Origin of the sequence: Reichenbachiella versicolor, assembly GCF_003171675.1 — a bacterium.
Classification (GTDB): domain Bacteria; phylum Bacteroidota; class Bacteroidia; order Cytophagales; family Cyclobacteriaceae; genus Reichenbachiella; species Reichenbachiella versicolor.
The window spans coordinates 357,730-383,796 of sequence record NZ_QFZQ01000003.1 but is presented as its reverse complement, the minus strand read 5'-3'; the positions used below and the strand labels follow the sequence as shown (position 1 = coordinate 383,796).

Below are 26,067 nucleotides of genomic sequence, written 5' to 3'. Positions count from 1 at the left end.
AATTGTTAACCTAATTGTTAACCTAATTGTTAACCTAATTGTTAACCTAATTGTTAACCTAATTGTTAACCTAATTGTTAACCTAATTGTTAACCTAATTGTTAACCTAATTGTTAACCTAATTGTTAACCTAATTGTTAACCTAATTGTTAACCTATTAGATGGAAGATTTCAAGATTTAGTTTCCATCGAAAAGACCTGGCTATTGCAGTCAGGTCTTTTTCATTTTCATTGGTATTGAACATCGCTTTTAAAATCTCTCATAAGTTTATTCTCTTAATTGGTTCGATTAATCTCCCCTACCCGAACAAATACAAAATCAATAAACACTTTATACGGTTCAATATTCTGTTATCGAAGTTTTAACAAAATCAGGTTGATCAGTTTTGTTTGAAGTTAGTGTTGATATTGTGCTAGAGAATTAGCAATTACTTTTTAGAAATCTCATCGTGATCGACCAATATTCTTTTGAAAAAAAACCTGCTTTTTATTCATTTTTAGAAGGTTGGCAGAATATGAAAGTATTTTGGCAGGATTTGAAAGTCAGCACACCTCATCTTTGGAGCATAATTTTTCTCAAATGCTGCTGGCTCCGGGACTTAGTTCTGGAGCTACTTAAGAAAGCTCTAATTAATCTAAGATGACCAACCATGTATCTATTAAGACCTGGCTTGATCTAATCTTCCTAGTATCTAATTAACCTAAACTGAGTCTAATTATCGACCTAATAATTTCTAACCTACTGGATGGAAGATTACAAGATGTGGTTTCCATTGAAAAGACTTGGCTATTGAAGTCAGGTCTTTTTCATTTTAACCAAAATCAAATACAATATTTAATTCTTACTATTACTGTAAGCTTGATTTGATGATTTCACTCAGTTCTACCAACAATTCTGGTAGACCAATGATAAAACTCCTTTATAGTGCCCCCCTACTTAATCCTCTATATTAAGCGTCTGTGTCTTTTTATTGAAGCTGGATTAAATATTCGAATCAACGTCAAATAATTTTTGAGAAAAAACCCACTTTTTAGCCGTATTTCAAAAATTGGCAGAATTCGTAAGTATTTTGGCAGGATTCGTAAGCTAGCCCCCATCACCTTTGAAACATAATCTTCTTAAATGCTGCTGGCTTTAGGACATAGTTCTAAAGTTTCTTGAAGAGAACTCTAATTAATCTAAGATGACCAACCATATATCTAGTTAAGACCTGACCAGATCTACCTACTATCTAATTAACCTGACCAATTCACTTGTTTATCTAATTGACTTAAACTGATATCGAATTATTGACCTAATAATTTCTAACCTACTGGATGGAAGATTGCAAGATGTGGTTTCCATTGAAAAGACTTGGCTATTGCAGTCAGGTCTTTTTCATTTTAGCCAAATCAAATAAATACAATGTTTAATTCTTAATATAACTGTATGCTTGATTTGATGATTTCACTCAGTTCTACCAACAATTCTTCTGGTAGACCAATGATAACCCCCTTCATAATCCCGCCTTTATTCCTCTATGTTAAGCGTCTGTATCTTTTTATTGAAGCAGGATTAAATATTCGAATCAACGTCAAATAATTTTTGAGAAAAACCCACTTTTTAGCCGTATTTCGAAGGTTGGCAGAATTCGTAAGTATTTTGGCAGGATTCGTAAGCTAGCCCTCATCACCTTTGAAACATAATCTTCTTAAATGCTGCTGGCTTTAGGACATAGTTCTAAAGTTTCTTGAAGAGAACTCTAATTAATCTAAGATGACCAACCATATATCTAGTTAAGACCTGACCAGATCTACCTACTATCTAATTAACCTGACCAATTTACTTGTTTATCTAATTGACCTAAACTGATGTCTAATTATCGACCTAATAATTTCTAACCTTCTGGATGGGAGATTGCAAAATGTGGTTTCCATCGAAAAGACCTGACTTTTTCAGCTAGGTCTTTTTCATTTTAGTAGTAGCATTCATCATCTTTAGGATTCGTCATAATTTTATTCTCTTTGCACTATGACTCAATCAAATTTCCCTTCCGAGCAAATTCAAATCGGCAAACATTTATTCAAATGGATTCTATTGGTTCTACCTGTATCTATAATAGTAGGATCTTTAGTTGCACTGTTCCTATGGCTAATGGAATGGGCTGCAACTATTCGATGGAATAATCAGTGGATCATCTACTTCTTGCCATTTGCTGGAATAGCGATATATATAATGTATAGATTTTTTGGTAAAAATTCAGCTGCAGGAAATAATCTAATAATGGATGAAATACATAAACCTGGAGGTGGCATTCCTTTTAGAATGGCTCCATTAGTATTAATATCCACCGTCATCACTCATCTTTTTGGAGGTTCAGCTGGTCGTGAGGGAACAGCCGTTCAAATTGGAGGAAGTATAGCAGCCTTCGTAGGAAAGACATTAAAACTCAACAACGAGGATACTAAAATTATTCTTCTCTCAGGAATGGCAGCTGGATTTGGTGCTGTATTTGGCACTCCAGTTACAGGCGCTATTTTTGCCCTTGAAGTATTAGCAATTGGCAGAATCAAATACAATGCTTTACTTCCATGTCTGGCAGCAAGCTTATTAGCAGATATTACATGTACAGCTTTCCCTATTCATCACACACATTATACTATTGAATATTCCGCGAAGGAAACTTTTAATAGTATCAGTTTTATACATTTTGACTTGAAGCTACTATCGATAGTTATTGGAGCTTCTGTTCTTTTTGGCTTGGCTAGTTTTTTATTTTCCAAACTATCACATGGCATCAAAGATTTAAGTTCAAAACTTATTCCATCACCATGGTTAATACCAGTAATAGGCGCTGGTTTAGTTATAGGTATTAGCTATTCCTTAGGCACTTTTGATTACTTAGGCCTAGGTGTCAACACTATCAATGGTGACGGAATTAGTATCATAAATGCATTTAAAGTGGACGGTGTAGACCAATTGAGTTGGTTCTGGAAGTTAATTCTTACAGCTATCACCTTGGGGATGGGATTCAAAGGCGGAGAGGTAACTCCTTTATTTTTTATTGGTGCAACTTTGGGTAATGCAATTGCCTTTTGGACTGGTGCTCCAGTAGACTTGATGGCGGGCTTGGGATTCATAGCAGTGTTTGCTGGTGCAACAAATACTCCCTTAGCTTGTACAATAATGGGGATAGAATTATTCGGTGCCGAAAACATAACTTACTATGCAGTAGCCTGTTTCACGGCCTATTATTTCAGTGGACACTCTGGAATCTACTCTTCTCAACGAATTGCAATTTCTAAAACTCACAAGGAACAAACAGTCGAAAAAACGCTAGGAGATTAAAAAAAATAAAATTGATAAAAAATGAGAGCGTTTTGCAAGGTTTGTAAACATATTTAACTGTATCTTTAGACTATAATTTTTCTCAAATGCTGCTGGCTCCGGGACATTGTCTTGGAGCTTTTTTCTTTTCAACGGTTCAGCTCTCTAATTTCCAAAGACTCCTAACACTTAAAAATTCACAATAAAAAAGCCTATCCCAATTATTACGTTGGAATAGGCTTATTTGAAAATAGTTTATAAACTTATTTTGCGTATCCTACAGCCCTCATTTCTCTAATCACAGTTACTTTGATCTGACCTGGGTACTGCATATCACTTTCTATTTTAGCTGAAATATTGAATGCAAGATCATTAGCTTCTTGATCTGATACATTCTCCGAATCAACCAATACTCGAAGTTCCCTACCAGCTTGAATAGCATAACACTTATGAACACCATCAAAATTCAATGCTAGGTTTTCTAAATCCTTGAGACGCTTGATATAAGATTCCATGATTTCTCGTCTAGCTCCTGGTCTAGAACCAGATATAGCATCACAGGTTTGAATTAATGGAGAAATCATCGCTGTCATTTCAATCTCATCATGGTGAGCACCAATTGCATTACATACGTCAGGGTGTTCCTTATATTTCTTGGCCAACTCCATACCTAAAATAGCATGTGGCTGCTCAGGTTCTTCCGGCCATACTTTTCCAATATCATGTAACAATCCAGCCCTCTTAGCTAGTTTGGCATTCAGACCAAGTTCTGAAGCTAGCGTCGCGCAAAGCTTAGCAACTTCTCGAGAGTGTTGGAGTAAGTTCTGCCCATAGGAAGATCTAAACCTCATTCTTCCGACCATCTTAATCAATTCAGGATGTAGTCCATGAATTCCTAAATCTATAACTGTCCTTTCTCCAATCTCTACAATTTCTTCTTCAATGTTCTTAGTGGTTTTAGATACAATTTCTTCAATTCTTGCTGGATGAATTCTTCCATCACTTACCAACCTATGAAGAGATAGTCTAGCCACTTCCCTTCTTACTGGATCAAAACCAGAAATAATAATGGCTTCTGGAGTATCGTCGACTATAATTTCTACCCCGGTAGCAGACTCCAGTGCTCGAATATTTCTACCCTCACGCCCTATGATTTTACCTTTAATATCGTCACTTTCAATATTGAATATCGATACACAGTTTTCAATGGCATGTTCTGTAGCAGTTCTCTGGATAGTCTGAATAACGATCTTTTTTGCTTCTTTAGTAGCAGTCAACTTAGCCTCGTCGATAATATCTTTGATGTGAGAAGAAGCCTTAGACCTAGCCTCATCTTTAAGGGTTTCTTTGAGCTGAGTTATGGCTTCTTCTGCTGATAAACCAGAGATCTTCTCTAATGCTTTAGTTTGCTCTTGTCTAGCTTTTTCAAGATCAGACTTTCGTTGTTTTACGATTTGCATTTGAGCTTCTAAATTCTCTTTCTGACTTTCTAACTCAGCCTCTTTACGCTTATACTGCTCTATCTGTTTAGATACGTCTTTTTCTCTCTGCTTTACCTTATTTTCATTATTTATGATCTGGTTTTTCTTTCTGTTCGATTCATCTTCAAACTCAGACTTCAACTTCAGATACTTCTCCTTAGCTTCATGAATTCGATCCTTTTTAATGCTATCAGCGTTAAGTTTTGCTTCTTTAACGATGATCTCCGCTTGGCTCTCAGCCTCAGAAATAACTTTTTGGCGGCTTTTCTTTACCAGAAAAGTACTCACCACATAGCCTATGGCTATTCCTCCTAATATGTAGATTACAATAAACAATGTACTATCCATGATATATATAATTATCATGGCATAGACTAGCGTGCTATGCTAAATGAACTGTCTATAGTTCAGCAGAGATGAGTCGGTTTAGCTTATCTATTTGATCCATGGCTACTTCATCGGTGTTTTGTCGTACCTCACTACTGTTCAACAGTTCAACATAGCTATCAATAGCCACCATAGCCAGTAAATCCTGTTTATCATCAATCCCAAACTGGTCTTGAAAGGACTTTAGCTTATCATTTATCTTTTTACCCGCTTCACGTATTTTAGCCTCTTCACTGGCTAATACCTTCATCGGATATTCTCTGTTTCCTATTTTTATTTTAATTGATAATTCCGTCATTGAGATATACTATTCACTCAACTGAGCGATACACTTATCAACTTCTTTTATATATTCATCTAGCATGTCTCCTAATTGCTCAGGATCACTTTCGCTTGTGACCATGCCATTCACAATTTTACTTATTTTATCCTTATTCTGAAATCCTTCTAATTGACCTTCACGATCTGCCAATTTTGCTTTCACCTCAGCCAACTCAGCCCTATACGCATCGTTCTCTTGCTTAAGTTTTTGGTTATTTCCTATAAGCAAAATGACTTTTCGTTCTAGTGTAGTGAGTGCAGACCTAAGGTGATTGTCAGACATAATTACTTTCTAATTAAAGCGCCAATGTTATTTTCAAAACTTGAAATAAGACTTTTCATTGTTTTGTCAATAGTCTTATCATTCAGCGTTTTATTATCATCCTGTAATATAAAGCTCAAAGCGTAAGATTTCTTACCTTCTCCAATGTTTTCTCCTTCATAAACACTGAATACATTGATTCGTTTAACCAAGCGCTTACTTTCTTTCTTTGCTATCTCCATGATTTCTTTGAAAGTAACATTTTTATCAATCACTAGTGATAGATCTCTTCTTACTTCTGGAAATTTAGAAACCTCTTTATAAGTAATCTTCTTCCCGTATTGTTTTACAAGCTTAGACCAGTCGAGTTCTGCATAAAACACTTCTTGCGAAACATCTACTAGCTTTTGTACTTTCTTATTCAACTTCCCAAACGAACCTAGTAAAACATTGTTGATAGAAATATCTAATCCGTATTCAAACATTTTATTTTCAGTGGGTATTGAATCGGCGTCCTTAATATTAAACTTGCTTAATAGTTTCTGAATGATCAAGGATAAGTCGTGAAATTCAACTACTCCATTTCCTACATTCCAACTCTCTTCTGTTTTCGCACCTGTCATGGATATAGAAAGTTTCTCAAACTCTTTGTAGCCTCCATCCAGTTTAAAATAAGTTCGCCCGAATTCAAAAAATTTTAAGTTAGTTTGCTTTCTATTGATATTGTACCTCATAGCTTCTAGAGCAGAAAACACAAGTGTCTGACGCATCACTCCAAGATCCTCACTGAGTTTATTTAGAACTTCAACAGACTCTTCTCTATTCCAATATCCAGTTTTTTCAACATAATCTGGAGTAGTAAGAGAATTAGCCAACATTTCATTGAAACCATTTGATGACAAGAACAAACCTGTCTTTTCTTGAATTTTATCTTTATCTGGCGATGGGTAATTTGCTAAATAGCTAGTGCCATTTATTTGACTCAGTTCTATATTATTATATCCGTAGACTCTCAAGATCTCCTCAACGATATCTGCCTCTCTGGTTACGTCTACTCGATAAGGAGGAACAACACAAGTAAACCCTTCATCTGTATCGTCTTGAATACCGATTTCTAGGTTAGTCAATATTTCTTTGATGCGATCATGAGGAATTTCTACTCCGACTAATCGATCAATATTTTTATATTTTACAGGAATAATAAAATCCTGAATAGTCTCTGGATAAACATCTATGACATCAGAGGAAATCTCCCCTCCTGCTACTTCTTTAATCAAAATGGCAGCCCATTTCAGAGCTTTAACTGTCATATTTGGATCTGTACCTCTCTCAAATCTAAAGGATGCGTCCGTTTTCAACTGATGTCTTGTAGCAGTGTTTCTCACATAGTCCGCTGAAAAATATGCTGACTCTAAGAAAATATCCGTAGTAGAATCTGAAACTCCAGATTCAATTCCACCGAAGACACCAGCTATACACATACCTTCAAACTCATTACAAATCATTAAGTCTTTAGCATTCAGTTTTCTTTCTTTTTCATCAAGAGCGATGAAAGGAGTTCCTTCTGGTAGTGTCTTTACAACAATTTTATCTCCAGTTACTTTAGAGAGGTCAAATGCATGTAGTGGCTGTCCTAAAGAATGAAGTACATAATTCGTAATGTCAACTACGTTGTTTATAGGAGCTAGTCCAATGCTCTTCAATCTTGCAGTAAGCCATGAAGGTGATGAAGTAATCTTAACACCAGAGATAGTCAATCCAGAATACCTAGGACAAGCTTCTGTGTTTTCAACTATCACCTCAACAGGCTTAGAATTATTATCAACACTGAAGTCCGAAATATCAGGTAAAGAAACATCATGGCCATAAGCAGCTTTCAAATCTCTTGCTACCCCAAAATGAGAGGCTGCATCTGCCCTATTTGGTGTAAGACCAATTTCGAACACTTTGTCCTCCGAAGGTTTAAAATAATCCTTGGCTGGAGTTCCATTAGGTAAATCCGTATCCAATACCATAATGCCATCATGTGATTCTCCTAACCCAATCTCATCTTCGGCACATATCATCCCCAACGAAACCTCACCTCGTATCTTAGCTTTTTTAATCTTGAATGAATCTCCTGAAACTGGATATAGTGTTGCCCCAACTGTAGCAACTACTACTTTTTGACCAGCAGCTACATTAGGTGCACCACAAACAATCGGTGATGCTTCCTCATCTCCAATATCAACAGTCGTCTTACTAAGTTTATCCGCATCCGGGTGTTTCTCACAAGTCAATACTTCACCTATTACTAGACCTTCTAGACCACCTTTGATTTCTTCAAAATCCTCTAGTCCTTCTACCTCTAATCCGGTACTTGTCAAAACGTCAGAAATTTCTTCAACGCTTTCGTTTAAGTCTATGTATTGCTTCAGCCAATCCAGTGAAATCTTCATGTATTATTATTTTAGTCGGTCGTTATACTTTGACCGCTATTTTCATCTTATTATAATTAGCTATCGTAGTAGCTTCTCAAAAACAGGGCGTAAAATTAATTGAAAAAGTGAATGGTGAAGTTGGAATGCTTTAAACTTTATTAAATGTTACTCAGTAGAAAGACTTTGCGTTTGATGATTTGAGAACTAGTCATTTCTTTTTTCGAGTCCAAAACTTACCAAACAAACTAAATAACAGCATGATAGCCATTCCAAACGCCATAAATAGATAGTTCCATTTGGGGTCTCCGTTCTGATAGGTCTTCTGAAATTGAGCAGTCATAAAGACCAAAACTATAAAGCCAATAAAAACGGCTATACGATTAAGCTTCTTTGGATTCATTGATCGGCTTTACTTCAATAGTATTTTCCCAAGTTTCAAAAAGTTCGACATCTTCCTTAATACTGTCAAAAATCCAAACAACTATGGCGATATCATCTGTCAAACCTATGACAGGAAGAAAATCTGGGATTAGATCTGTAGGAGTAATAAAATAAAGGAGTGCCCCAGTTACAAGCATCAATGACTTCCAAGGAAATACGGTATACTCACCGGTGACCTGAGACTTCACCATTCTTACCATAGTGTACACTTTGTCTGAGAAATCTTTTAGCTTATCATTATTCTCAACTATTGACTTTAAATAATCCGTAGCTTGATGAGTTAAACTTTGAACACGAGCATTGTCTGCAAGAATCTCGGCAGCTCGCTTGGTATATTTCTTAAAACCTCTTTTGCTCTCTTCCATCATAGTCTATAGAATTTGCTGAATCTCTTTCTTTACGAAAGATAACGCACTATCTACTGCTAAATGTTCTCTTTCTATAATTTTTTCAAAGATCACTTTAGCCAATTCCACACTTGGTGTTTCTTCGGTCATACCTGTAGTGGAATCATTGATAATCAAAATCACTTCCTCCATTGCATTTCTGACAGCCTCCCATGCTGACTCCGAAACATAAACTTGCTGAGAGAGATTATGGCCAAATTCTTCTCGGACTTCTTTCACCATGATTTGCTGAAAAGCAAGAGCGTTCATTTCAGGTGTATTAACTCGAAGTACTAAATTCTTGGGAGCAATGCGTTCTAAGAATAAGCAGATACGCTCATAAGCTTGTAACCGTATAGGAAGCGTAATTTCTGTATTTTTTGTCTTCATTTCGATCAACTTAAGATCATATTCCTTTCGAAGGAACATCCTTGTTGTCAAAAACATAGCATAAAGCACTGCACCTGCTGGCAAAATAATCTTTCCAAATTCTACTATTGCTTCCAATTGATCAGTTTTTATTAAATGTCAAAGCTAATTGTAATCGACAATAAAGCAACACAAATTATTATGGATGGGCTGAAACCCAAATATCTCCATCTTCATAAAACTCTCTCTTCCAAATCGGAACCGTTTTTTTTAGTTCATCAATAATGAACCGACATGAGTCAAAAGCATCAGCTCTATGCGGAGTAGAAACTGCTATGACTACGGCAGGTTCACCTATTTCTACTAGTCCTACTCTATGAGAAATAGCATACTTAAGAATATTCCAATTGTTAGAGGCACGATTTACAATCTTTCCCAGCTCTTTAATAGCCATAGGAGCGTAAGATTCAAATTCTAGCTTAATCACTTTTTTACCCTTAGTATTATCTCTGGTAGTACCAATAAATACATCTATGGCTCCTGCACCACCATCACTCACCATTTCGATAAGACGAGCAGATTCTATTCTTTGTTCTGTAATTTCAATCATGTCAACCTCCACTAACTGGTGGAATCAAAACTAATTCGTCTCCCGATTCTACTATGTGATTTTCTTCTACGTATTCCTCATTGACTGCTAGTAGCAATGAGGTTAGTTTCTCAAAATCAGGAAACTTCCTTTTTACTAATGTAAGCATGTCCTTAACAGTAATGCCTTCATCCACTTTTAATATCAATTCACTAGTTCCAATTATGTCCCTAGCTATTCCATATGCCACTATGGTTACTTCCATTTCTTGATTTTGTTTACACATGCAAAGTTATAAGTTCATATTAAATTCAAATACAAGACATAAAGCATTAGCTTATAATCAAGATTACATTTAGAATTCCACTCTTCGAAAGTTACTTTTGCGGCATGAAGTTGAGAATATTAGATAACTACATCAGATTAAGGCTTAACCAAACCGAAGTAGATAACTACATGGAGACTGGAAAAGTGAGTTCTCAAAGTCAAATTGGCTTAAATGCACTTAACTATCAACTTGTCAAGTCTCCAAAGCATACTGATGTGATAGCGGAATTTGTAAATAATACCATTACTATCTACGTACCAGCAGCGGTAACTGAAAAATGGTCATCTCCAGACGAAGTAGGTTTCAAAAACGAAAACCAATCTGAAATCAAAATTCTTGTTGAAAAGGATTTCCAATGTCTACATAAAAGACCTGAGGAAGATGAATCAGATAGCTATCCAAATCCATTAGCTATCAACAATTGAGCAACTCTCAAAAAATATTGATCGATAAATGGGGGCGTCAGATGGACTACCTCCGCATAGCTGTAACTGATCGTTGTAATCTGCGCTGCTTCTATTGTATGCCTGCTGAAGGCATCGACTATCTACCCAAAAAGGAGCTAATGACTTATGAGGAAATCCTTAGAGCTACCAGTTTATTTAGAGACCTTGGTGTCAATAAAGTTAGAATCACAGGAGGCGAACCATTTCTAAGAAAAGGCTTAATCAATTTCCTAAAAGAGCTTAAAACTATTAAGGGACTTGAGAAAGTACATATTACCACCAATGGTGTATTGACTGCTCAGTATATAGAAGACCTTAAGAGAATAGGAATTGATGGTGTGAATCTAAGTATAGATAGTATTGATAAAGAAAACTTCAAGAAAATCACTCGACGAGATGAATTTGATAACGTCTTTAGTTGTTTGCAAAAGCTAATTGAAGCTGACATTCATACGAAGCTGAACGTAGTAGTGATGAAAGGGAAAAATGAGCATGAAATCCCTGCAATTGCAGAATTGGCAAAGCATAGAAATATCCACGTTCGGTTCATAGAAGAGATGCCTTTCAACGGCTCTGATTACTCCACAAGTGATATTTGGAACCATCAGCAAATAATTCATAGTTTGGAGTCAAATTTTAAGACTATTGAGAGAGATATCACACCTAAAAATGATCCTGCTACGCTATACCAAATCAAAGGTCATGAGGGTAAGATCGGTGTCATCCCTGCATTTAGTAGAACTTTCTGTGGTACTTGCAACCGAATTCGAATGACTGCACTAGGAACTATCAAAAACTGTCTATACGACGATGGCGTTCTGGATATCAAACAACTTATGAGAACGGGAGAAAAGGATGAAAGCATTAAATCTGAACTTATGCGTATTTCGATGCAGAAAGCTCAAAATGGACATCAAGCTGAGGCAGCTAGAAAAAATACAAAAGTAATCGGGGAATCTATGTCTACGATAGGAGGTTAATATACTCCCATAACACACATCTTAGTGCTCTCTGGTAAATTATTAAACTTCTTGTCTTTATAAGAAAAGTATTTCACTCCTACTACAAAAATAGAAGACATTCCCGCTGGTGAAAATTCCTTGTTTTCAATTCTAAGCTGAGATGTGATAGGTTGGGTAGTTATTCTCAGAACTGGCTGCATGGTAGTTTCAAAATCAGCGAATTGTCCATGCTGCTTTCTATTAAGCGCATGATAATCATCACCTGATTTTTCAAAATCTGAAACACTAATCAATCGTGCAAAAACCTTAAAGTTAGTAGCTCCCTTAGGTACATTGAGATCGTTTTGCGGTACAAAAGCTGGAATGTGAAGAATAACATGCCCTGCATGACTACCTTTCTTGATACAGAACTTAGACTTTACTTCTTCCTGATAAGAGCTATCCTGCTGAAAATCAAACCCGACTAGTTTATCGGCTATATTCTTCAGTGATAAAAACTCCTTTGAAGAAGAAAAGCTTTTATTGACCAGTGAAGAAAATTTCTTAGAAGAGTATGAAGCTATACTTGACTTTGCGTCGGATCCTAGATTAGAATAAAAGGCTTGTGAAATGGAAGTTGCAACCGCGAAACTATTTTTCTTGAGCAATGAAGGTGAACTCTCTACAGTCTTTGATTTTTCTGCGTGAAACGCAGTTTCAAAAGTTCTGTTTTCAGATGGTAAAGAAATCGTATTTACTCCTTCTGAAAATCGAAAAGTACTTCGAAGTTCAAGCTGATTTGACATAGCTGGATATTATATTTTCACGGGTTTTACAAAAATTTTTCACTATCAAAATCTTATCACATTATTCTATTCTGTGAAGATTAAAAAAATAATTGAAGAACACAAATAGAAACCCTTTGATACCAGCGTTTTATGCGAAATCATTATAACCTTTAAGGGATTTACCTATAGGATAACACTTCACAACAAAATACTAATCAACTTTGAAATCGTCCTATCTCCTCCATTTCCATTTTGGATTGCAAAGCATGAAAGTCAGGAGATTGGCATAACTTTTGTAAACTCATCGCATCAAAAGATGAAAAAATAATTACTCCAGATTGTGGAAAAAGGATGCTTCTCCATCTCTCCGAGAATAGTCTATAACCAAGTAATGCAACCTTCTTTGCACTTAAGGAAACGAACACATCGTATTTGGCAGCTACATCTCTCATTTCAGTTTCATAATCCCCATTAAACGAGTATAAAGCTAACTTAAGTGACGATTTGGGTGGAGCGTAGTGAGTCCCTTCTACCGATCGCATTAGACCAGCTATATGAACTTTTAATAACGAAAACCTGCGACACATATCTATCCAGCCTTTCTGCGACAATGCCTCTAGTACTGATCGGCAGCTATCAAATGTCAAAATGAATAATTGGTCTTTATTATAATCCTTGCGAGAGAAAGAATGAATCGCCATTGTTCTTTTCTTCATAAAGAACTTAATGGGCTTATAGATTACATTATTAGAAAAGCGTACAAATGCGACCAGATAAACTTTAGAGTCCAAACTTACCAAAGGGTCACATCCAATAACAGATAGTTCAATGTTTTTACTGACTGACTTTTCTAATATCATTTAATATACTTCTCTCTCAACATTTCGGCTACTTTCTTTACCCCTGTTGTAGCGGGTTCCTGAATTAAGTGCAACAATCCCATCTCAGCTATCTCTGGAATAGAAGGATCTATTATGTACTTAGGTACCATTGCGCTTACAAAATTAATAAGTCCTGCTGCGGGATAAACTGCTAATGACGTTCCTACAACTATAAAAACATCCGCAGCCAACGCTTCCTGAATAGCAGTCTCCATCATAGGAACGTCCTCTCCAAACCAAACGATATGTGGACGTAATTGATATCCCTTCTCACACAAATCTCCAGTATTCAACTCCCAATTTTTCATATCGTAAATGAGCGATTCATCTCCGGTACTTCTAGACTTAAATAGCTCACCATGTAAATGCAAGACTTTAGATGAACCAGCTTGCTCGTGAAGGTTGTCGACGTTTTGAGTGACAATAGAGACTTCGAACTCATTTTCTAATTTCGCTAACTCCAAATGACCTGCATTGGGTTTGACATTGAGAGCTTGTTTTCTACGTTGATTATAAAAGTCTAAAACCAACTCTTGATCTTCTTCCCAACCTTGTGGTGAGGCTACCTGAGTTACATCATGACCTTCCCAAAGTCCGTCTGAATCACGAAAAGTTTTTAATCCAGATTCTGCACTTATTCCTGCGCCAGTGAGAACTACTATTTTTTTCATACATGATTGTTTTGACTAAAAATAAAAATGAAGCTGAAATTTGCCGTGTGTTTTCATGATAATTATCAACTTTACAGGGATTGAATCAATATACTTTTGCCCCAGATTCAATGCCGTGCATAGGCGAGAAAGAATTATCAACAACCATGTCAAAAGCAGTTTACATCTCAACGCTAGAGAAAAACTCTGGCAAGTCGATAGTTTCCTTAGGATTAATCGACTTACTCCTCAGACAAACCCAAAACATCGGGTATTTCAGACCAGTAATCAAATCTAGACCTACTAAGAAGGACTTTCATACAGATTTGATATTAAACTACTTCAAGCTCAGTCAGGCCTACGAGGAAAGCTACGTATATACCAGTGAACAAATTAATGAATTGATTGGTTCTGGTCAGTCTGAACTCGTGATCGATACAATTATAGATCGATACAAAGAGTTCGAAAAGAGGTTTGACTTTGTACTAGTAGAAGGGACTGACTTTATCGGTGACAACATAGCATTTGAGTTTGATATCAATGCTCAAATCGCAAGAAACCTTGGATGTCCAGTATTGCTAGTGGGAACTGCTAATGGTCATACTCCTTCAGAATCCGCTGGTAGTATTAAGCTTGCTGTTTCAAGTTTTAAAGAGCAAGACTGCGAGGTCATCGGAACAATAGTGAATAGAGTCCCTGAACACTTAGTAACTCAATTTACCCAAGTCTTCAATGAGAAGTTCCAACAAGGCCAATTAAATGAAGTTGCTATTATTCCTGAGCAACCTATGCTATCTCAACCAAGTGTGATTGAAATTGCGGAACAACTAGATGCAGAAATCATGTTTGGTGAAGATTTGACCTACACGACACTCGTAGAAAGGTTCTCTGTTGCTGGTATGGGACTTACTAATTACTTAGATAAATTAACTGAGAACTGTGCTGTCATAGCCTCATCGGATAGAGCAGAAATAATAGTAGGCTCTCTTCAGGCTCATCTATCAGAAAACTATCCAAATCTATCTACTATTATATTGACAGGAGATTTTGAAATACCTGGATCGGTTTATAGGCTATTGAAAGGTTTGACTCACAATATTCCAATACTGAAAGTAAAACCTAATACATACGAAACAGCTATTGGACTGAATAATGTAAAAGCTAATCTGAGACTTGATAATGAGGAGAAATTATCAATAGCGCTACAGTATTTCAATGAACACATCAATACTACCAGTCTAGAAGAAAAGTTGATAAAGTTCAAGCCTAAAGGGATGACTCCAAAAATGTTTAAGTATCAACTTAAACAAAGTGCTAAGTCTAGGAGAAAGAAAATTGTATTGCCAGAAGGTGGTGATATCAGAATCTTGAAAGCTGTAGAACACCTACAAGAAATGAATATCGTTGACTTGGCTCTACTTCATCCAGAACCAGAAGTAGTACATAAAATAATCAAGGACAACTCGCTGAATATCGATCTTGAAAGAACCAAGATTATCTCCCCTATTTCGTCTCCAAAATACGCAGGGTATACTGAGCAACTATTCGAAGCGCGTAAGCACAAGAATGTAACTCTTGAAATAGCCCAGGACTTGATGATGGATGAATCATATTTCGGCACAATGATGGTGAAAATGGGAGATGCAGACGGTATGGTTTCTGGTGCTATCAACACTACTCAACATACCATAAGACCTGCCCTTCAATTCGTAAAGACCAAAAAAGGAATAAATGTAGTTTCATCGGTATTTTTCATGTGCCTAGCTGACCGAGTCTTGGTATATGGAGACTGTGCTGTCAACCCAAACCCTACCGCAGAGCAACTAGCCGAAATCGCTATATCCTCTGCAGATACTGCTAAGTCTTTTGGAGTAGAGCCTAAAATCGCAATGCTATCTTATTCTTCTGGGTCATCAGGAAAAGGGGAAGAGGTAGAAAAAGTAAGAACTGCTACGGATCTTGTGAAAGAATCAAGACCGGATTTATTAGTAGAAGGCCCTATTCAGTATGATGCAGCTGTGGACCCAGCTGTAGGGAAGAAGAAAATGCCGGACTCTGAAGTAGCAGGACAAGCAAGCGTCTTAATATTCCCTGACTTAAACACGGGTAACAATACTTATAAAGCAGTCCAAAGAGAGACTGGAGCTATAGCAATCGGTCCGGTGTTGCAAGGGTTGAATAAACCTGTGAATGACCTGAGTAGAGGGTGTACGGTAGAGGATATTGTCAATACGGTCATTATCACAGCTATTCAAGCTCAAACCAGTTAATTTTACGCGAACTAGATGGTGCTAGGTCAATAGGGGTACCTTCTAAGATTATAGAATAATATGAAAGCATTAGTATTAAATAGCGGCAGCTCTTCTCTTAAGTACCAGCTATTCCAATTACCCGAAGAAACAGTGCTATGCTCTGGTTTAGTGGATAAAATCGGTCAAGCTGGATGTGTCCTTAAGCATAAACAAAATGGTCAGAAAGTTGATTTTGACTTACCTGATGCAGATCATACCGAAGCTCTAAACAAAGTCTCGAAAGTTCTTGTCTCCGAAGAGCATGGTGTAATCAAATCTGCCCAAGAAGTAGATGTGGTAGGACATAGAGTAGTACATGGTGGTGAAGAGTTTAATACTACGACTATTATCAATGAGAAAGTAAAAGCAAAAATCAAGGCTCTATTTTCTCTCGCTCCTCTTCACAACCCTGCAAATCTACAAGGAATAGATGTTGCTGAAGAAGTATTCCCTTCGGCTAAGCAAATTGCTGTATTTGACACTGCTTTTCATTCCAACATTCCTGAGCATGCTTACAGATATGCCATTCCTAATGAACTGTATGAAAAACATGGTATTCGTACATATGGGTTTCATGGTACATCACACAGATTTGTTGCTAATAAATCAAAAGCTCTATTTGGGATAGATCCTGACAAAAACAAGATTGTCACTATCCACCTTGGAAACGGCTGTAGCATGGCTGCTATCAAGGATAATAAATGCATAGACACCACTATGGGATTAGGTCCATTAGCAGGTTTAGTAATGGGAACTAGATCTGGTGATATTGATCCCTCTGTGATCTTCTACTTATCAGAAAAAGGACACGACATCAGCGATATCCGACTTATCCTCAACAAGAATAGTGGACTAAAAGGGTTAACTGGCGAAAGCGACATGAGAGCCGTCAAAGAACTAGCGGACAAAGGCAGTTCTGCTGCTAAACTTGCGCTGGACATCTACGCCTACCGTATCAAGAAATATATCGGAGCTTATACGGCTGCATTGAATGGTTTGGACAGTATCATTTTTACAGGCGGTGTTGGTGAAAACGATGCAGACATGAGAGCAAATGTATGTGCAGAAATGGATGCACTAGGTATTGAAATCAACAATGAAGAAAATGCTAAATGGAGTGATGAGGCTAGAGATGTATCGAATGGCAAGGTAAAAGTCTTAATCATTCCTACAAATGAAGAGCTTGAAATAGCAACCCAATGCTATAGATTGATCACTACTGGAGAATAATATTAGTTAATTGTTTATATGAATATCCGAAAGGCGTCGAAGGATGATTACGATCAAATATGGGAGATATTCCATCAAGTAATCCAAACCGGAGATACTTATGTTTTTAATCCTGACACGCCTAAATCGGATCTTCAAAAACACTGGTTTGCAGATTACATGCACACCTACGTGTATGAGGAAAATGGTAAAATCCTAGGTACGTACATCATCAAACCTAACCAAATCGACCTTGGTTCTCATATAGCCAATGCCAGCTATATGGTTCATCCTTCTGGCCAAGGAATGGGAATAGGTAAAGCTCTCTGTCAGCATTCCATTATCGAAGCCAAGAAACTTGGCTTTCGTTCCATGCAATTCAATCTAGTTATCAGCACGAATACCTCGGCAGTTAGACTGTGGCAGAAATATGGTTTTAAGATTGTAGGAACGATACCCAATGCGCTTCAGCATCAAAAGAACGGATTGGTAGATGCCTATGTAATGTACCGGGAATTGTAGTCTCATCATATAGAAAACCAAATATCGAGGTTCATTGATATCTACTGATTCGGTTTAGAACTTTTCTTTACATGTCCGTTTAGTGATTTTGGTTTATCTCAATACATTTGAATCAAAGTCTTCCTTATGAACAGAATCGATCGACTCACAGCTATGATACTTAGGCTGCAAGCCCACAGACATGTAACTGCTTTGGAGTTTTCTGAGCATTTTGAAATCAGTGAGCGAACGGTATTTCGAGATATCAAGGCGCTGGGAGAAGCTGGTATTCCTATAGGATTTGAAAAGGATAAGGGATACTATATAGTGGATGGATATTATGTCCCTCCTATCATGTTTTCCAAAGAAGAAGCTGGAGCTATCCTACTTGCTGGAAAGCTTCTGGAACGACAAGGAGATAAATCATTAGTCGATCAGTATGACCAAGCATTGACTAAGGTAAGAGCCGTTCTCAAGACTTCTTCACAAGACTACCTTCACGAACTAGACAAACACATTGAAATCATTCCCTCTAGTCGAAGCCTCAACTCAGTTGAAGATAAATTCCTGATGGATATCAAAAACGCAGTTGTCTCTAAGCGTGTGCTCAAGTTCGAATACTTTGCAAACTACTCTGGCACTTACTCTGAGCGTACTGTGGAACCATTGGGTATTTGTCACTATAGCAATCATTGGCATCTAATCGCTCACTGCCAAATGCGAGATGCTGTGAGGGACTTCCGAACAGATCGTATCACTAAGTTGATCACTTTGGATGAGGAGTTTGACCCTTCGATTCGTGAAGACTTCAAAGACCATATATTCGAGTTGACTCCTGCTCAGGAACTAGAAGAGGTCAAATTGCTTTTCACTACTCAGGTAGCCAGATACCTCTCGGATCAAAAGTATTACTATGGTATGATTGAGGAATGTAACACTGATGAAGGAATAGAAATGACATTCATGGTGGGAGAAATGGAATACTTCGCTCGGTGGCTACTTATGTATACCAGTTCTGTTCGTGTCTTAGAGTCGGATCGATTGAAAAGACTCATGCAAGAGTTGACCGAAAGTCTAGCTGAACAGTACTTGGTCAAAGAGAATTTTTAATTGAAGGTCTATAACTCAAACCAAATACTTAAAGTCTGCAATCCTCAAAAGCTGTATCAATAACTCTATAGCAAGTCATCTTGACGAATGGAAAGATCGATGCATGGCATAGACTATTTTCTAAGCACCCTAAGTACCTCTAGTAGCGAATAGCTTTTGTCTACTATAGTGAAAAAAGCCCCTATAAGGCTATATAACAGAATAACACGACAACTATTTCAAAATGCTGCTGCCCTACTGCTTATTCTATCTAGAAGAAATTTTAAAAAAATATCACTTTCCAAAAATCCACTGACATAGGGTTGTCAGTGACGGATCTGTTATTTGTTCATATCAATAACAAGGAGCTGACTAGACAGGCACAACTCGTCTCTTTGTGGACTAGATGGTCTTTGTCTTGGCTCTCAAAATATTTCATACAATCAAATCACTAAAAATCATGAATGAACAAGTATTGGAATTGGTAGTCTACAAGATCAAAAAGGACCAAATCAAGAATTTCCAACAGGAGCTACTTCAGCATATGAGGGATCTTATGAAAAACATGGAAGGTATGATCGAATACAAGACCTTTAGCTCTGTAAGTGAGGATGGAGTTTTCGTGGATCAAGTTCGGTGGGAGGACTTGGAATGCGCTGAACTTGCTTCTGCTAAGGTTAAACTATTGGAGAAGGAAGAGCCTTTCGCTTCGATATTCGGGTCGTTTGAGGAGGTCAAATTTTTTCAACATTTAAAAAAGGTAGCATAACTATGGAAAAGCTGGATCTAAAGAAAACGGACCCGAACTACTACCGGGCAAGGAAAAAACCTCAAGTATTGGACTTCGATCCTCATTGTAGCTTGACAATCACTGGTATCGGAGCGCCGGAAGAAGATCGATTCTTGCAAAGTATCGCTGCGATTTACCCTGTCGCTTATACTGTGAAAAAATACTGTCAGCGAGATAGCAAGGACTTTGTAGTACCTAAACTGGAGTGTTTTTGGTGGGTGGATGAGGGGCTTGAGTTCTCTGAAGACACTAAGTCTGACTGGCAGTGGCAATTGATGATCAGGATGCCTGAGTATGTAACTCATGACATGGTGGATCAGGCTGTAGAAGAGGTAGTGAAAAAGAAAGGGATTCCATATGTGAATGAGGTCATCTTGAAACCGATCCATGAAGGCAAAAGCATCCAAATGATGCATACTGGATCATACTATCAGGAGGAAGAAACCATCAATCAGCTCATGACTTATATGCAGCTAAACAATCTTACCATGAATGGCTTTCATCATGAGATATATATCTCCGACCCTAGAAAAACAGCAGAAGAAAAACTTAAAACAATAATTAGATATGCAGTAAAATAAAAGTTTGTAATCAATAACATGTAGAGGCTGTCAAAAGTCGAGTATCGCCATCAGTAATAGTACAATATATCCATCTAGATCTTCCAGAGTATTTGTTATCGATAGCGTAGGCAGAACTTCTGACAGCCTCATTTATCACTTATAATCTTTCAGATAATCGGCAAATACCTCTAGCGTTTCGGGAAAGTTGGCTCGTCCAAATCCTACACGGATATACTTTCCTTCGTATTCGAACATCTCGGCTGGTACTGTCATGATCCCTGCTTGCTCAACTAGTTGATTACTGAACTCGAGCGACGTGCCTTCAATGGCCAACTCTACAAAGGAGGTAGAACCTGCTCTAGGTGGTACAAAACTAGAAATCAACTCCTGCTGATCTGCGAACTCTTGAAACACCAATATGTTCTTCTTAATCTTCTCAAGATTGGGTTCTAAGAACTTATCAAGATGATTGAGGGCCATGATGGTCAAGATCTCACTTGGAGCACTATTGCAGATGCTCAAGTAATCTTTGAATGACACTACCTTCTGTAAAAAAGACTTATCCTGACTGACTAACCATCCTGTTCTCAATCCTGCCAGACCAAACGTTTTTGACGTTCCCCAAAGGCTAATTCCTTTTTCATAGATATCGCTGATAGGTGGTAATTCCTCTAGATCATCTATGATTAGCTTGTGATACATCTCATCGGAGAATATGTATAGGTCGTGTTTCCTAGCGATGTCGACTATTTTGTCCAATTGACTTCTGGTGAGGTAGCTTCCGGTGGGATTGTGCGGGAAGTTGAGGATAATGAGCTTCGTGTTATTCTGAATTAGTTTTTCTAAGTCTTCGGTATCAAATACCCAACCGTCTTCTTTCGGTTTCCAAAATGAAAGCGGACAATCAATGGATTTCACCACTTCTGATAGGGATTGGTAGCAGGGAGATATGGTGATTGCATGATCGGTTGGATCTAGCAAAACATTCATGCTGATAAAATTGAGTTCGCCTGGTGTAGCCACCACTACGTTCTCTATCGTATTGAGCTGGTAATACTGAAGTATTGACTCTCTCAGTGCTGGATTGCCCTCACTCTCGGTGTAGCCCAGTTTTAGGTTTTGCCACATGACCAACTCATCTACTGAGGCATTTTCCAAAATGTAGTTCATTTCATACCCGTCAGAGTCAGAGCTGGAAAGCAGGTATTTGGCGGTGAATTCATGTTGAGCAAAATATCTTTCCAGTTTAAAATCACTTATTTTCATAGTTCCTGCTGTTGTTTACTTAGATCGAAAGTGAAATCTATGGTATTCTGATGATCAATCGGCGTATTGGGATTGAAAAAATATGCGTAAAGAGAATTTAGAAAAAAATATGCATGAATAAGAATTTAAAATACATACCAGTGGATGACTTTTTTAAAAAATTATGCGTGATTGATTTTCTCAAAAAAATATGCACGAGTGTGTTTGAAAAAAATATGCGTAACTCAAAAAATAATCACGCATATCATTTTGTTAAAAAAAGATATGCGTGACTTAAATGAACCACGCATATATGCATGACCACCTGCGCATATATGCGTAGCTCAAAACAACCATGCATATTAATTTCGTCCGGAAAAAAATATGCGTAAGTGTGTTTAAAAAAAATATGCGCAGTCAGGATTTCTTTTTGTCCTAAAATAAATTGATGGGACGAACTCCTCAATCTAAGGCAAGGACCCTCGGAAGTTTGCTAAAGCTTGCCCCAATGGTGTAGTACCGTCTACTCGATTAAAGTCTTTTTTCCTCGCTTATTTCATTCTTTTCCGTAGCTTTGAAATGCGAACATATTTCAATTTTTGTTATCAATGGTGTACTTATTCCAATTACGTCTTAAACAGAAAATCTTGGGGGAGCATACGGGTGAAAGTCCCGAGACCTATCTAAGCACCGCTTGGAATGTGTTCGCAGTGACTTCCCCTCTTTTTAAATTCATCAATCTTAAATTTTCATTCTTATGCGAACACAGAATGGTCAGACAGCCTGTCTTAATAGCAATCATTTAGAATCTGTTAATGGTTCTGAAATTCTAAAACCTTTAAATTCTATTGAGCAGGAATTTATTGGTAATCTCAAATTTCATGGAATTGAGGAATTAATTGAATCCTTAAAAATGGTTCATGATTTTGCTTTGTATCACACGGATTTGTGTTTTGATACTCCTGAAAAGACTGCTCTTTTTAATCTTAAGTTTTTGTGGGAGGGATTGGAGCAGTTGAGGAAACCTTAATTCTACAAAACCCATATAGGAAGACTACCAAATTAGGTAGTCTTTCTTTGTATTACCTCCTGTTGGCGCAAATGGAGTGTAACGTCACAGTATGAATCGTGGCGCCTTATATTGCTAATGTTTTAGATGCAAAATAGCTAATTCTGTGAAATGGACTTTACTTTTTTGATCTACAAAGGCCAATTGGCAGAGTTGGTGGGTCTTCCAGAATGCAGAACAGTATCGGATTCCTCAAAACCGCCATGGTTTCATACTACATGTTATATGCTTTTTTCGAAAAGGTTTATTCCGATTCTTTGATCAACCAGTAGGTTCATGGCATTCCTATTCCAATAGTCAATGAATGCATTTATTTTAGACTGTCCAATACTATTATATGTTGAGATCGACATTCCCCATGACTCTATTCGTGTGGCAAATAATTCAGTTAGATTCTGCTGCAATTCAATATAAGTTAAGTTATTCCAAGAGTCTGTGTATTCTTCTATCCAATCAGATGAGTAGGATTTATTATACCCAACGATAATCTTTAAGTCCTCTTTTTGCGGTATAACATGAATAAACATGGATTTAAATGGTTCAGACTGTAGAGGGTTATCAATCCTGCTGTTAATTGGACTAAAAGTTGCAGATCCATAAACTCTGATTAGAGGATACGAATAGGTTTTAAAGTGAAAGTTATTTGAAGGGGTGGTAATTTCTTCTTCGAATAATCTTTTATACAAGAGCAGGTCTTGAATGCCTCGATTTGTACCGTCAATAAATTGCTTTATTTCGAATTCATCAATTTCTCCCTTGAGTGTTTCAGCTTGTAGAATTCTTTCATGGGTTAACAGGTTGGTTTCTTTTTTTCTCAGTTCGGAACATAGAGTTCTGTAGCTAAATAGTAATTGGCTTCTATAAGATTCAAAATCAATATTTTCAGACTCTATATCCTTGAATAAACCTGTATCATGTTCATTACAAAAGACAGGAAGCGAAATAGCAGAATTAATACCAACCGTTTTAAAGGCTAATGTTGGAGTGTTAGGAGTCCATTTGAAGATATCAGTTTGTTTGATTTCAACCATATGGCCATTTTCAGCAATGTTGTTCAAAATGCCATTTCTTTGGAGCAAGTGAGAGTTTATAGAAGGTTTACCACATCCTGAATATGAACACGGGAACTTCTTATTTGCAACATTTTTATAAATCTGAGCAAGTACCCTTTGAGCTTTACTTGGTTTAGGCATCTGTTTTGCATCTAACGTAGTTGTAATGTTAATGTGTATAATGGTGATTATAACCATTATATCAAATCTAATAGATTCTTGATATTCCCGCTCGGTCGCAAATATTTTGCGACTGAAATTTAGCTTAATAGAGAAGTATCTAGCAATTGCATGGCGGTCATCTTGATGTTAACTTGTTATTTATAGCTAACAGACATAAGGTTAGAGACAATGAAGTATTGTCCTTTGTTAAAGAATTAACCATTAAGGACTTAACGGTACTATATGAGTAAAGAAATTGGATCAGTTTAAATATGGAGGTCGCATCACAGATGCTATAGACAAATAAAATCGCAATACAATTGCGATCGAGCGGGAATTGACATTAGGTGTTCCGAAAAATGAGCTACTGATTTTTCAATTTCTCGGTCTATTTGTTTGTCATATCTTTTTGCCTTCTTCGTTCTCATTTTGCTAACTGGATAAATTCTGAAGCAAATTTCTCTGCTAATTCTCGACTTTGGTCAATTGAGATGGTTTCTTTATTCCATCTTGCCTTGTTAGTCCAATTGTATGAACCGTGAATCACTGTTTTTAGGTCAATTACGCAAAACTTATGATGCATTATATTTTCATAGATTCCTGTTTTCGGAACTCGTTTAGCGTCAAAATATTTTTCATAATCGAACCCATATTTCTTATTTATGTCATCATCTAAGACCACAATTCGGACGTTTAAACCTTCCTTTTGCTTTAAGTGAAGCTCCTTCGCTAAAGCTTTATCTGTAAACCACGCAACTGCTACCCAAATTGAAAACTTAGCATTTCTAATCTGTTCAATTATTTGTGCTTGTATTTCTTCAAAATGAATTTCTACTTCAATTTCTTCTGGAAGGTCAGCTCCAATGATTTTAAACTTACCGTCCAATTCCTCTAATCGATATCCGTCTTGAATAATTAATGGATTAATTTTTTCAACGGCAGTACTAATGTCTTTAGAATTGTCCTTCGCAAAATGTCTAGGGTCAAAGACTATTTCTAGTAACTTGACCATTTCTTTCGTTCCATTTATTTCATAGAGTTTTTCTAAAACGTAAGCATTCCTACTAAGTGAATTAGGCATTCCACCATCTTGATATTTGTAGACATCTTTAAAACCTACTTGATTGAAAAGTTTCAAAATATTTGGTCCGCTAAGACCTGGCGTTAACCCATTATCGCCTGAGATAAACTCTTTAATACTCTCAATAGTTAGGTTTGATAGTTTCATTTTCTAATTGTGGGTAACGCCTATATATCAGGCGTGAAATTTAAAGAGCGAAAGTTACGGATTCTGCTGAGGAAAATCTGATGATTTTTTCACTATTCTATTTACGGTGTGGGGAAAAATCATCAGATTTTTCCGGTATTACTAGAATGCAGTGACCTCACCTAACCTCCAAACTATCATGCCTTGACTATATCATGTTGTGAGCCTTTTTATTATTTCAATTCGTTCAGGTCAATTCTGAAGTAATTTACAAATGATCGAGTTTGATCAAATTCCCCGTTCTTGAGCTTATTAATATATATGGCAGAATCAGCATGGTTGATTAAAACTCTATCTGGTATAAAGTTGTTTTCATATGGTCGGTTTAGAAAAATGATAGTATCACCTTTAAGTTCGTATTTGCCACGGTATTCTTCTGAATAACCGAACATTCCAGAAACATGTGTATCAAATGTGTTATCGTTTCTTAGGTTGATGGAAATACTACTTAGGTCATCGATAAGTGTTGCACTCAATAATTTTTTCGATTTGAAGAGTTCTGAATCATACAGAGTTGCTACAGTAAGAATTGTTAATCCGTATAGATGAACAAAGGTTCGAATATGATAGATACGAGGTTTTTCAAAGAAGAAATCCGCGATTGTTTTTATAAGTGTTATGACGTATATGACCAAAACAGGTAGGAGAATCCACCAATACATAATCGCATAAAGGACCATTCCTCCGAAGAAGCTTGATATAAGCCATGTAGTCAGAAATAGGACTGAGATTAGTGACAGTATGTTAGATGGTTTCTTCATTTTCTGCTCGATGGCTCACAACGCAGTTGTAATGTTAATGTGTATAATGGTGATTATAACCATTATATCAA

The 26,067-nt window shown here is 36.9% G+C and carries 26 protein-coding genes; 10 read left to right on the top strand and 16 right to left on the bottom strand.

The features are described 5' to 3' along the window. The first annotated feature begins 2,011 nt into the window (after nucleotides 1-2,011). Nucleotides 2,012-3,328, top strand: a complete 1,317-nt coding sequence (locus DKG80_RS09765; RefSeq protein ID WP_109831141.1) for a voltage-gated chloride channel family protein — start codon at nucleotides 2,012-2,014, stop codon at nucleotides 3,326-3,328. A 242-nt stretch (nucleotides 3,329-3,570) separates the two neighbouring features. On the opposite strand, the gene rny is transcribed toward DKG80_RS09765, so the two are convergent. From rny to DKG80_RS09720, 9 genes are all read right to left on the bottom strand, one after another. Further along, nucleotides 3,571-5,136, bottom strand: coding sequence for a ribonuclease Y (gene rny / locus DKG80_RS09760; protein WP_109831140.1), 1,566 nt, complete (start codon nucleotides 5,134-5,136; stop codon nucleotides 3,571-3,573). A gap of 52 nt (nucleotides 5,137-5,188) precedes the next feature. Then, nucleotides 5,189-5,473 carry a cell division protein ZapA gene (locus DKG80_RS09755; RefSeq protein ID WP_109831139.1) on the bottom strand — a complete coding sequence of 95 codons (285 nt, stop codon included), beginning with the start codon at nucleotides 5,471-5,473 and terminating at the stop codon, nucleotides 5,189-5,191. A 9-nt stretch (nucleotides 5,474-5,482) separates the two neighbouring features. Further along, nucleotides 5,483-5,779: a hypothetical protein gene (locus tag DKG80_RS09750; protein WP_109831138.1), complete on the bottom strand. Its 297-nt coding sequence runs from the start codon at nucleotides 5,777-5,779 to the stop codon at nucleotides 5,483-5,485. A gap of 2 nt (nucleotides 5,780-5,781) precedes the next feature. Beyond that, nucleotides 5,782-8,196 carry a phenylalanine--tRNA ligase subunit beta gene (gene pheT / locus DKG80_RS09745; protein WP_109831137.1) on the bottom strand — a complete coding sequence of 805 codons (2,415 nt, stop codon included), beginning with the start codon at nucleotides 8,194-8,196 and terminating at the stop codon, nucleotides 5,782-5,784. 190 nt (nucleotides 8,197-8,386) lie between these two features. Continuing rightward, nucleotides 8,387-8,578 (bottom strand): hypothetical protein, encoded by a 192-nt coding sequence (locus tag DKG80_RS09740; RefSeq protein ID WP_109831136.1) that lies wholly within the window; start codon nucleotides 8,576-8,578, stop codon nucleotides 8,387-8,389. Next, complete coding sequence (locus tag DKG80_RS09735) at nucleotides 8,559-8,984, bottom strand: YkvA family protein (RefSeq protein WP_162555791.1); 426 nt, start codon at nucleotides 8,982-8,984, stop codon at nucleotides 8,559-8,561. Before DKG80_RS09735 ends, DKG80_RS09740 begins: the two co-directional genes overlap by 20 nt. Nucleotides 8,985-8,990: 6 nt before the next feature. Then, on the bottom strand, nucleotides 8,991-9,512 hold the full coding sequence (locus tag DKG80_RS09730) for a DUF7935 family protein (protein WP_109831134.1): 522 nt from the start codon (nucleotides 9,510-9,512) through the stop codon (nucleotides 8,991-8,993). A gap of 61 nt (nucleotides 9,513-9,573) precedes the next feature. Beyond that, nucleotides 9,574-9,984 (bottom strand): molybdenum cofactor biosynthesis protein MoaE, encoded by a 411-nt coding sequence (locus DKG80_RS09725; RefSeq protein ID WP_109831133.1) that lies wholly within the window; start codon nucleotides 9,982-9,984, stop codon nucleotides 9,574-9,576. A 1-nt stretch (nucleotide 9,985) separates the two neighbouring features. Then, nucleotides 9,986-10,228 (bottom strand): MoaD/ThiS family protein, encoded by a 243-nt coding sequence (locus DKG80_RS09720; protein WP_109831162.1) that lies wholly within the window; start codon nucleotides 10,226-10,228, stop codon nucleotides 9,986-9,988. 125 nt (nucleotides 10,229-10,353) lie between these two features. Between DKG80_RS09720 and DKG80_RS09715 the strand changes: the two genes are divergently transcribed. Both DKG80_RS09715 and moaA read left to right on the top strand, forming a co-directional pair. Next, nucleotides 10,354-10,716, top strand: a complete 363-nt coding sequence (locus tag DKG80_RS09715; protein WP_109831132.1) for a DUF7009 family protein — start codon at nucleotides 10,354-10,356, stop codon at nucleotides 10,714-10,716. After that, on the top strand, nucleotides 10,713-11,717 hold the full coding sequence (moaA, locus tag DKG80_RS09710) for a GTP 3',8-cyclase MoaA (protein WP_245906986.1): 1,005 nt from the start codon (nucleotides 10,713-10,715) through the stop codon (nucleotides 11,715-11,717). Before DKG80_RS09715 ends, moaA begins: the two co-directional genes overlap by 4 nt. Here moaA and DKG80_RS09705 read toward each other — a convergent pair. The 3 genes from DKG80_RS09705 to DKG80_RS09695 all read right to left on the bottom strand — a co-directional run bounded on the left by DKG80_RS09705 (nucleotide 11,714) and on the right by DKG80_RS09695 (nucleotide 14,018). Next, entirely contained in the window at nucleotides 11,714-12,484 is a 771-nt protein-coding gene (locus DKG80_RS09705) for a hypothetical protein (protein ID WP_109831131.1), read from the bottom strand. The two genes, moaA and DKG80_RS09705, sit on opposite strands and share 4 nt — an antisense overlap. Nucleotides 12,485-12,681: 197 nt before the next feature. After that, nucleotides 12,682-13,326, bottom strand: a complete 645-nt coding sequence (locus tag DKG80_RS09700; RefSeq protein ID WP_109831130.1) for a hypothetical protein — start codon at nucleotides 13,324-13,326, stop codon at nucleotides 12,682-12,684. Then, nucleotides 13,323-14,018 carry an SIR2 family NAD-dependent protein deacylase gene (locus DKG80_RS09695; protein WP_109831129.1) on the bottom strand — a complete coding sequence of 232 codons (696 nt, stop codon included), beginning with the start codon at nucleotides 14,016-14,018 and terminating at the stop codon, nucleotides 13,323-13,325. The genes DKG80_RS09700 and DKG80_RS09695 overlap by 4 nt, the downstream gene beginning before the upstream one ends. Before the next feature lie 146 nt (nucleotides 14,019-14,164). Between DKG80_RS09695 and pta the strand changes: the two genes are divergently transcribed. From pta to DKG80_RS09665, 6 genes are all read left to right on the top strand, one after another. Continuing rightward, nucleotides 14,165-16,267 carry a phosphate acetyltransferase gene (gene pta / locus DKG80_RS09690; RefSeq protein WP_109831160.1) on the top strand — a complete coding sequence of 701 codons (2,103 nt, stop codon included), beginning with the start codon at nucleotides 14,165-14,167 and terminating at the stop codon, nucleotides 16,265-16,267. A gap of 60 nt (nucleotides 16,268-16,327) precedes the next feature. Continuing rightward, nucleotides 16,328-17,518, top strand: a complete 1,191-nt coding sequence (locus DKG80_RS09685) for an acetate/propionate family kinase (RefSeq protein ID WP_109831128.1) — start codon at nucleotides 16,328-16,330, stop codon at nucleotides 17,516-17,518. A gap of 18 nt (nucleotides 17,519-17,536) precedes the next feature. After that, the gene (locus DKG80_RS09680) at nucleotides 17,537-18,019 is read left to right on the top strand and encodes a GNAT family N-acetyltransferase (RefSeq protein WP_109831127.1); all 483 of its coding nucleotides are present in this window, start codon (nucleotides 17,537-17,539) and stop codon (nucleotides 18,017-18,019) included. Between the two features lie 126 nt (nucleotides 18,020-18,145). Next, the gene (locus tag DKG80_RS09675; protein ID WP_109831126.1) at nucleotides 18,146-19,108 is read left to right on the top strand and encodes a helix-turn-helix transcriptional regulator; all 963 of its coding nucleotides are present in this window, start codon (nucleotides 18,146-18,148) and stop codon (nucleotides 19,106-19,108) included. Between the two features lie 439 nt (nucleotides 19,109-19,547). Next, nucleotides 19,548-19,856, top strand: a complete 309-nt coding sequence (locus DKG80_RS09670) for an antibiotic biosynthesis monooxygenase family protein (RefSeq protein WP_162555790.1) — start codon at nucleotides 19,548-19,550, stop codon at nucleotides 19,854-19,856. Nucleotides 19,857-19,858: 2 nt separating this feature from the next. Beyond that, nucleotides 19,859-20,458 (top strand): GyrI-like domain-containing protein, encoded by a 600-nt coding sequence (locus tag DKG80_RS09665; protein ID WP_109831124.1) that lies wholly within the window; start codon nucleotides 19,859-19,861, stop codon nucleotides 20,456-20,458. A 135-nt stretch (nucleotides 20,459-20,593) separates the two neighbouring features. On the opposite strand, the gene DKG80_RS09660 is transcribed toward DKG80_RS09665, so the two are convergent. Further along, nucleotides 20,594-21,706, bottom strand: coding sequence for an aminotransferase class I/II-fold pyridoxal phosphate-dependent enzyme (locus DKG80_RS09660; protein WP_109831123.1), 1,113 nt, complete (start codon nucleotides 21,704-21,706; stop codon nucleotides 20,594-20,596). Nucleotides 21,707-22,442: 736 nt separating this feature from the next. Here DKG80_RS09660 and DKG80_RS09655 point away from each other — a divergent pair. Further along, a complete protein-coding gene (locus DKG80_RS09655) occupies nucleotides 22,443-22,715 on the top strand; it encodes a hypothetical protein (RefSeq protein WP_109831122.1) in 273 nt (90 codons plus the stop codon). A gap of 260 nt (nucleotides 22,716-22,975) precedes the next feature. On the opposite strand, the gene DKG80_RS09650 is transcribed toward DKG80_RS09655, so the two are convergent. The 3 genes from DKG80_RS09650 to DKG80_RS09640 form a co-directional block, all read right to left on the bottom strand. After that, complete coding sequence (locus DKG80_RS09650) at nucleotides 22,976-24,004, bottom strand: hypothetical protein (protein WP_109831121.1); 1,029 nt, start codon at nucleotides 24,002-24,004, stop codon at nucleotides 22,976-22,978. A gap of 388 nt (nucleotides 24,005-24,392) precedes the next feature. Further along, nucleotides 24,393-25,196 (bottom strand): phospholipase D-like domain-containing protein, encoded by an 804-nt coding sequence (locus tag DKG80_RS09645; protein WP_109831120.1) that lies wholly within the window; start codon nucleotides 25,194-25,196, stop codon nucleotides 24,393-24,395. Nucleotides 25,197-25,408: 212 nt separating this feature from the next. After that, entirely contained in the window at nucleotides 25,409-25,996 is a 588-nt protein-coding gene (locus tag DKG80_RS09640) for a hypothetical protein (RefSeq protein WP_109831119.1), read from the bottom strand. Nucleotides 25,997-26,067: the final 71 nt, after the last annotated feature.

What these genes read in the sequence shown, in the direction of transcription:
- DKG80_RS09675 (WP_109831126.1), top strand. Translation starts at nt 18,146, where the DNA reads ATGAACAGAATCGATCGACTCACAGCTATGATACTTAGGCTGCAAGCC.
- DKG80_RS09655 (WP_109831122.1), top strand. Translation starts at nt 22,443, where the DNA reads ATGCGAACACAGAATGGTCAGACAGCCTGTCTTAATAGCAATCATTTA.
- DKG80_RS09740 (WP_109831136.1), bottom strand. Translation starts at nt 8,578, where the DNA reads ATGAATCCAAAGAAGCTTAATCGTATAGCCGTTTTTATTGGCTTTATA.
- DKG80_RS09670 (WP_162555790.1), top strand. Translation starts at nt 19,548, where the DNA reads ATGAATGAACAAGTATTGGAATTGGTAGTCTACAAGATCAAAAAGGAC.
- rny (WP_109831140.1), bottom strand. Translation starts at nt 5,136, where the DNA reads ATGGATAGTACATTGTTTATTGTAATCTACATATTAGGAGGAATAGCC.
- DKG80_RS09640 (WP_109831119.1), bottom strand. Translation starts at nt 25,996, where the DNA reads ATGAAGAAACCATCTAACATACTGTCACTAATCTCAGTCCTATTTCTG.
- DKG80_RS09755 (WP_109831139.1), bottom strand. Translation starts at nt 5,473, where the DNA reads ATGACGGAATTATCAATTAAAATAAAAATAGGAAACAGAGAATATCCG.
- DKG80_RS09700 (WP_109831130.1), bottom strand. Translation starts at nt 13,326, where the DNA reads ATGATATTAGAAAAGTCAGTCAGTAAAAACATTGAACTATCTGTTATT.
- DKG80_RS09685 (WP_109831128.1), top strand. Translation starts at nt 16,328, where the DNA reads ATGAAAGCATTAGTATTAAATAGCGGCAGCTCTTCTCTTAAGTACCAG.
- DKG80_RS09665 (WP_109831124.1), top strand. Translation starts at nt 19,859, where the DNA reads ATGGAAAAGCTGGATCTAAAGAAAACGGACCCGAACTACTACCGGGCA.
- DKG80_RS09715 (WP_109831132.1), top strand. Translation starts at nt 10,354, where the DNA reads ATGAAGTTGAGAATATTAGATAACTACATCAGATTAAGGCTTAACCAA.
- DKG80_RS09705 (WP_109831131.1), bottom strand. Translation starts at nt 12,484, where the DNA reads ATGTCAAATCAGCTTGAACTTCGAAGTACTTTTCGATTTTCAGAAGGA.
- pheT (WP_109831137.1), bottom strand. Translation starts at nt 8,196, where the DNA reads ATGAAGATTTCACTGGATTGGCTGAAGCAATACATAGACTTAAACGAA.
- DKG80_RS09680 (WP_109831127.1), top strand. Translation starts at nt 17,537, where the DNA reads ATGAATATCCGAAAGGCGTCGAAGGATGATTACGATCAAATATGGGAG.
- DKG80_RS09720 (WP_109831162.1), bottom strand. Translation starts at nt 10,228, where the DNA reads ATGGAAGTAACCATAGTGGCATATGGAATAGCTAGGGACATAATTGGA.
- DKG80_RS09725 (WP_109831133.1), bottom strand. Translation starts at nt 9,984, where the DNA reads ATGATTGAAATTACAGAACAAAGAATAGAATCTGCTCGTCTTATCGAA.
- DKG80_RS09750 (WP_109831138.1), bottom strand. Translation starts at nt 5,779, where the DNA reads ATGTCTGACAATCACCTTAGGTCTGCACTCACTACACTAGAACGAAAA.
- DKG80_RS09765 (WP_109831141.1), top strand. Translation starts at nt 2,012, where the DNA reads ATGACTCAATCAAATTTCCCTTCCGAGCAAATTCAAATCGGCAAACAT.
- DKG80_RS09645 (WP_109831120.1), bottom strand. Translation starts at nt 25,196, where the DNA reads ATGAAACTATCAAACCTAACTATTGAGAGTATTAAAGAGTTTATCTCA.
- DKG80_RS09650 (WP_109831121.1), bottom strand. Translation starts at nt 24,004, where the DNA reads ATGGTTATAATCACCATTATACACATTAACATTACAACTACGTTAGAT.
- DKG80_RS09695 (WP_109831129.1), bottom strand. Translation starts at nt 14,018, where the DNA reads ATGAAAAAAATAGTAGTTCTCACTGGCGCAGGAATAAGTGCAGAATCT.
- DKG80_RS09735 (WP_162555791.1), bottom strand. Translation starts at nt 8,984, where the DNA reads ATGGAAGAGAGCAAAAGAGGTTTTAAGAAATATACCAAGCGAGCTGCC.
- pta (WP_109831160.1), top strand. Translation starts at nt 14,165, where the DNA reads ATGTCAAAAGCAGTTTACATCTCAACGCTAGAGAAAAACTCTGGCAAG.
- DKG80_RS09660 (WP_109831123.1), bottom strand. Translation starts at nt 21,706, where the DNA reads ATGAAAATAAGTGATTTTAAACTGGAAAGATATTTTGCTCAACATGAA.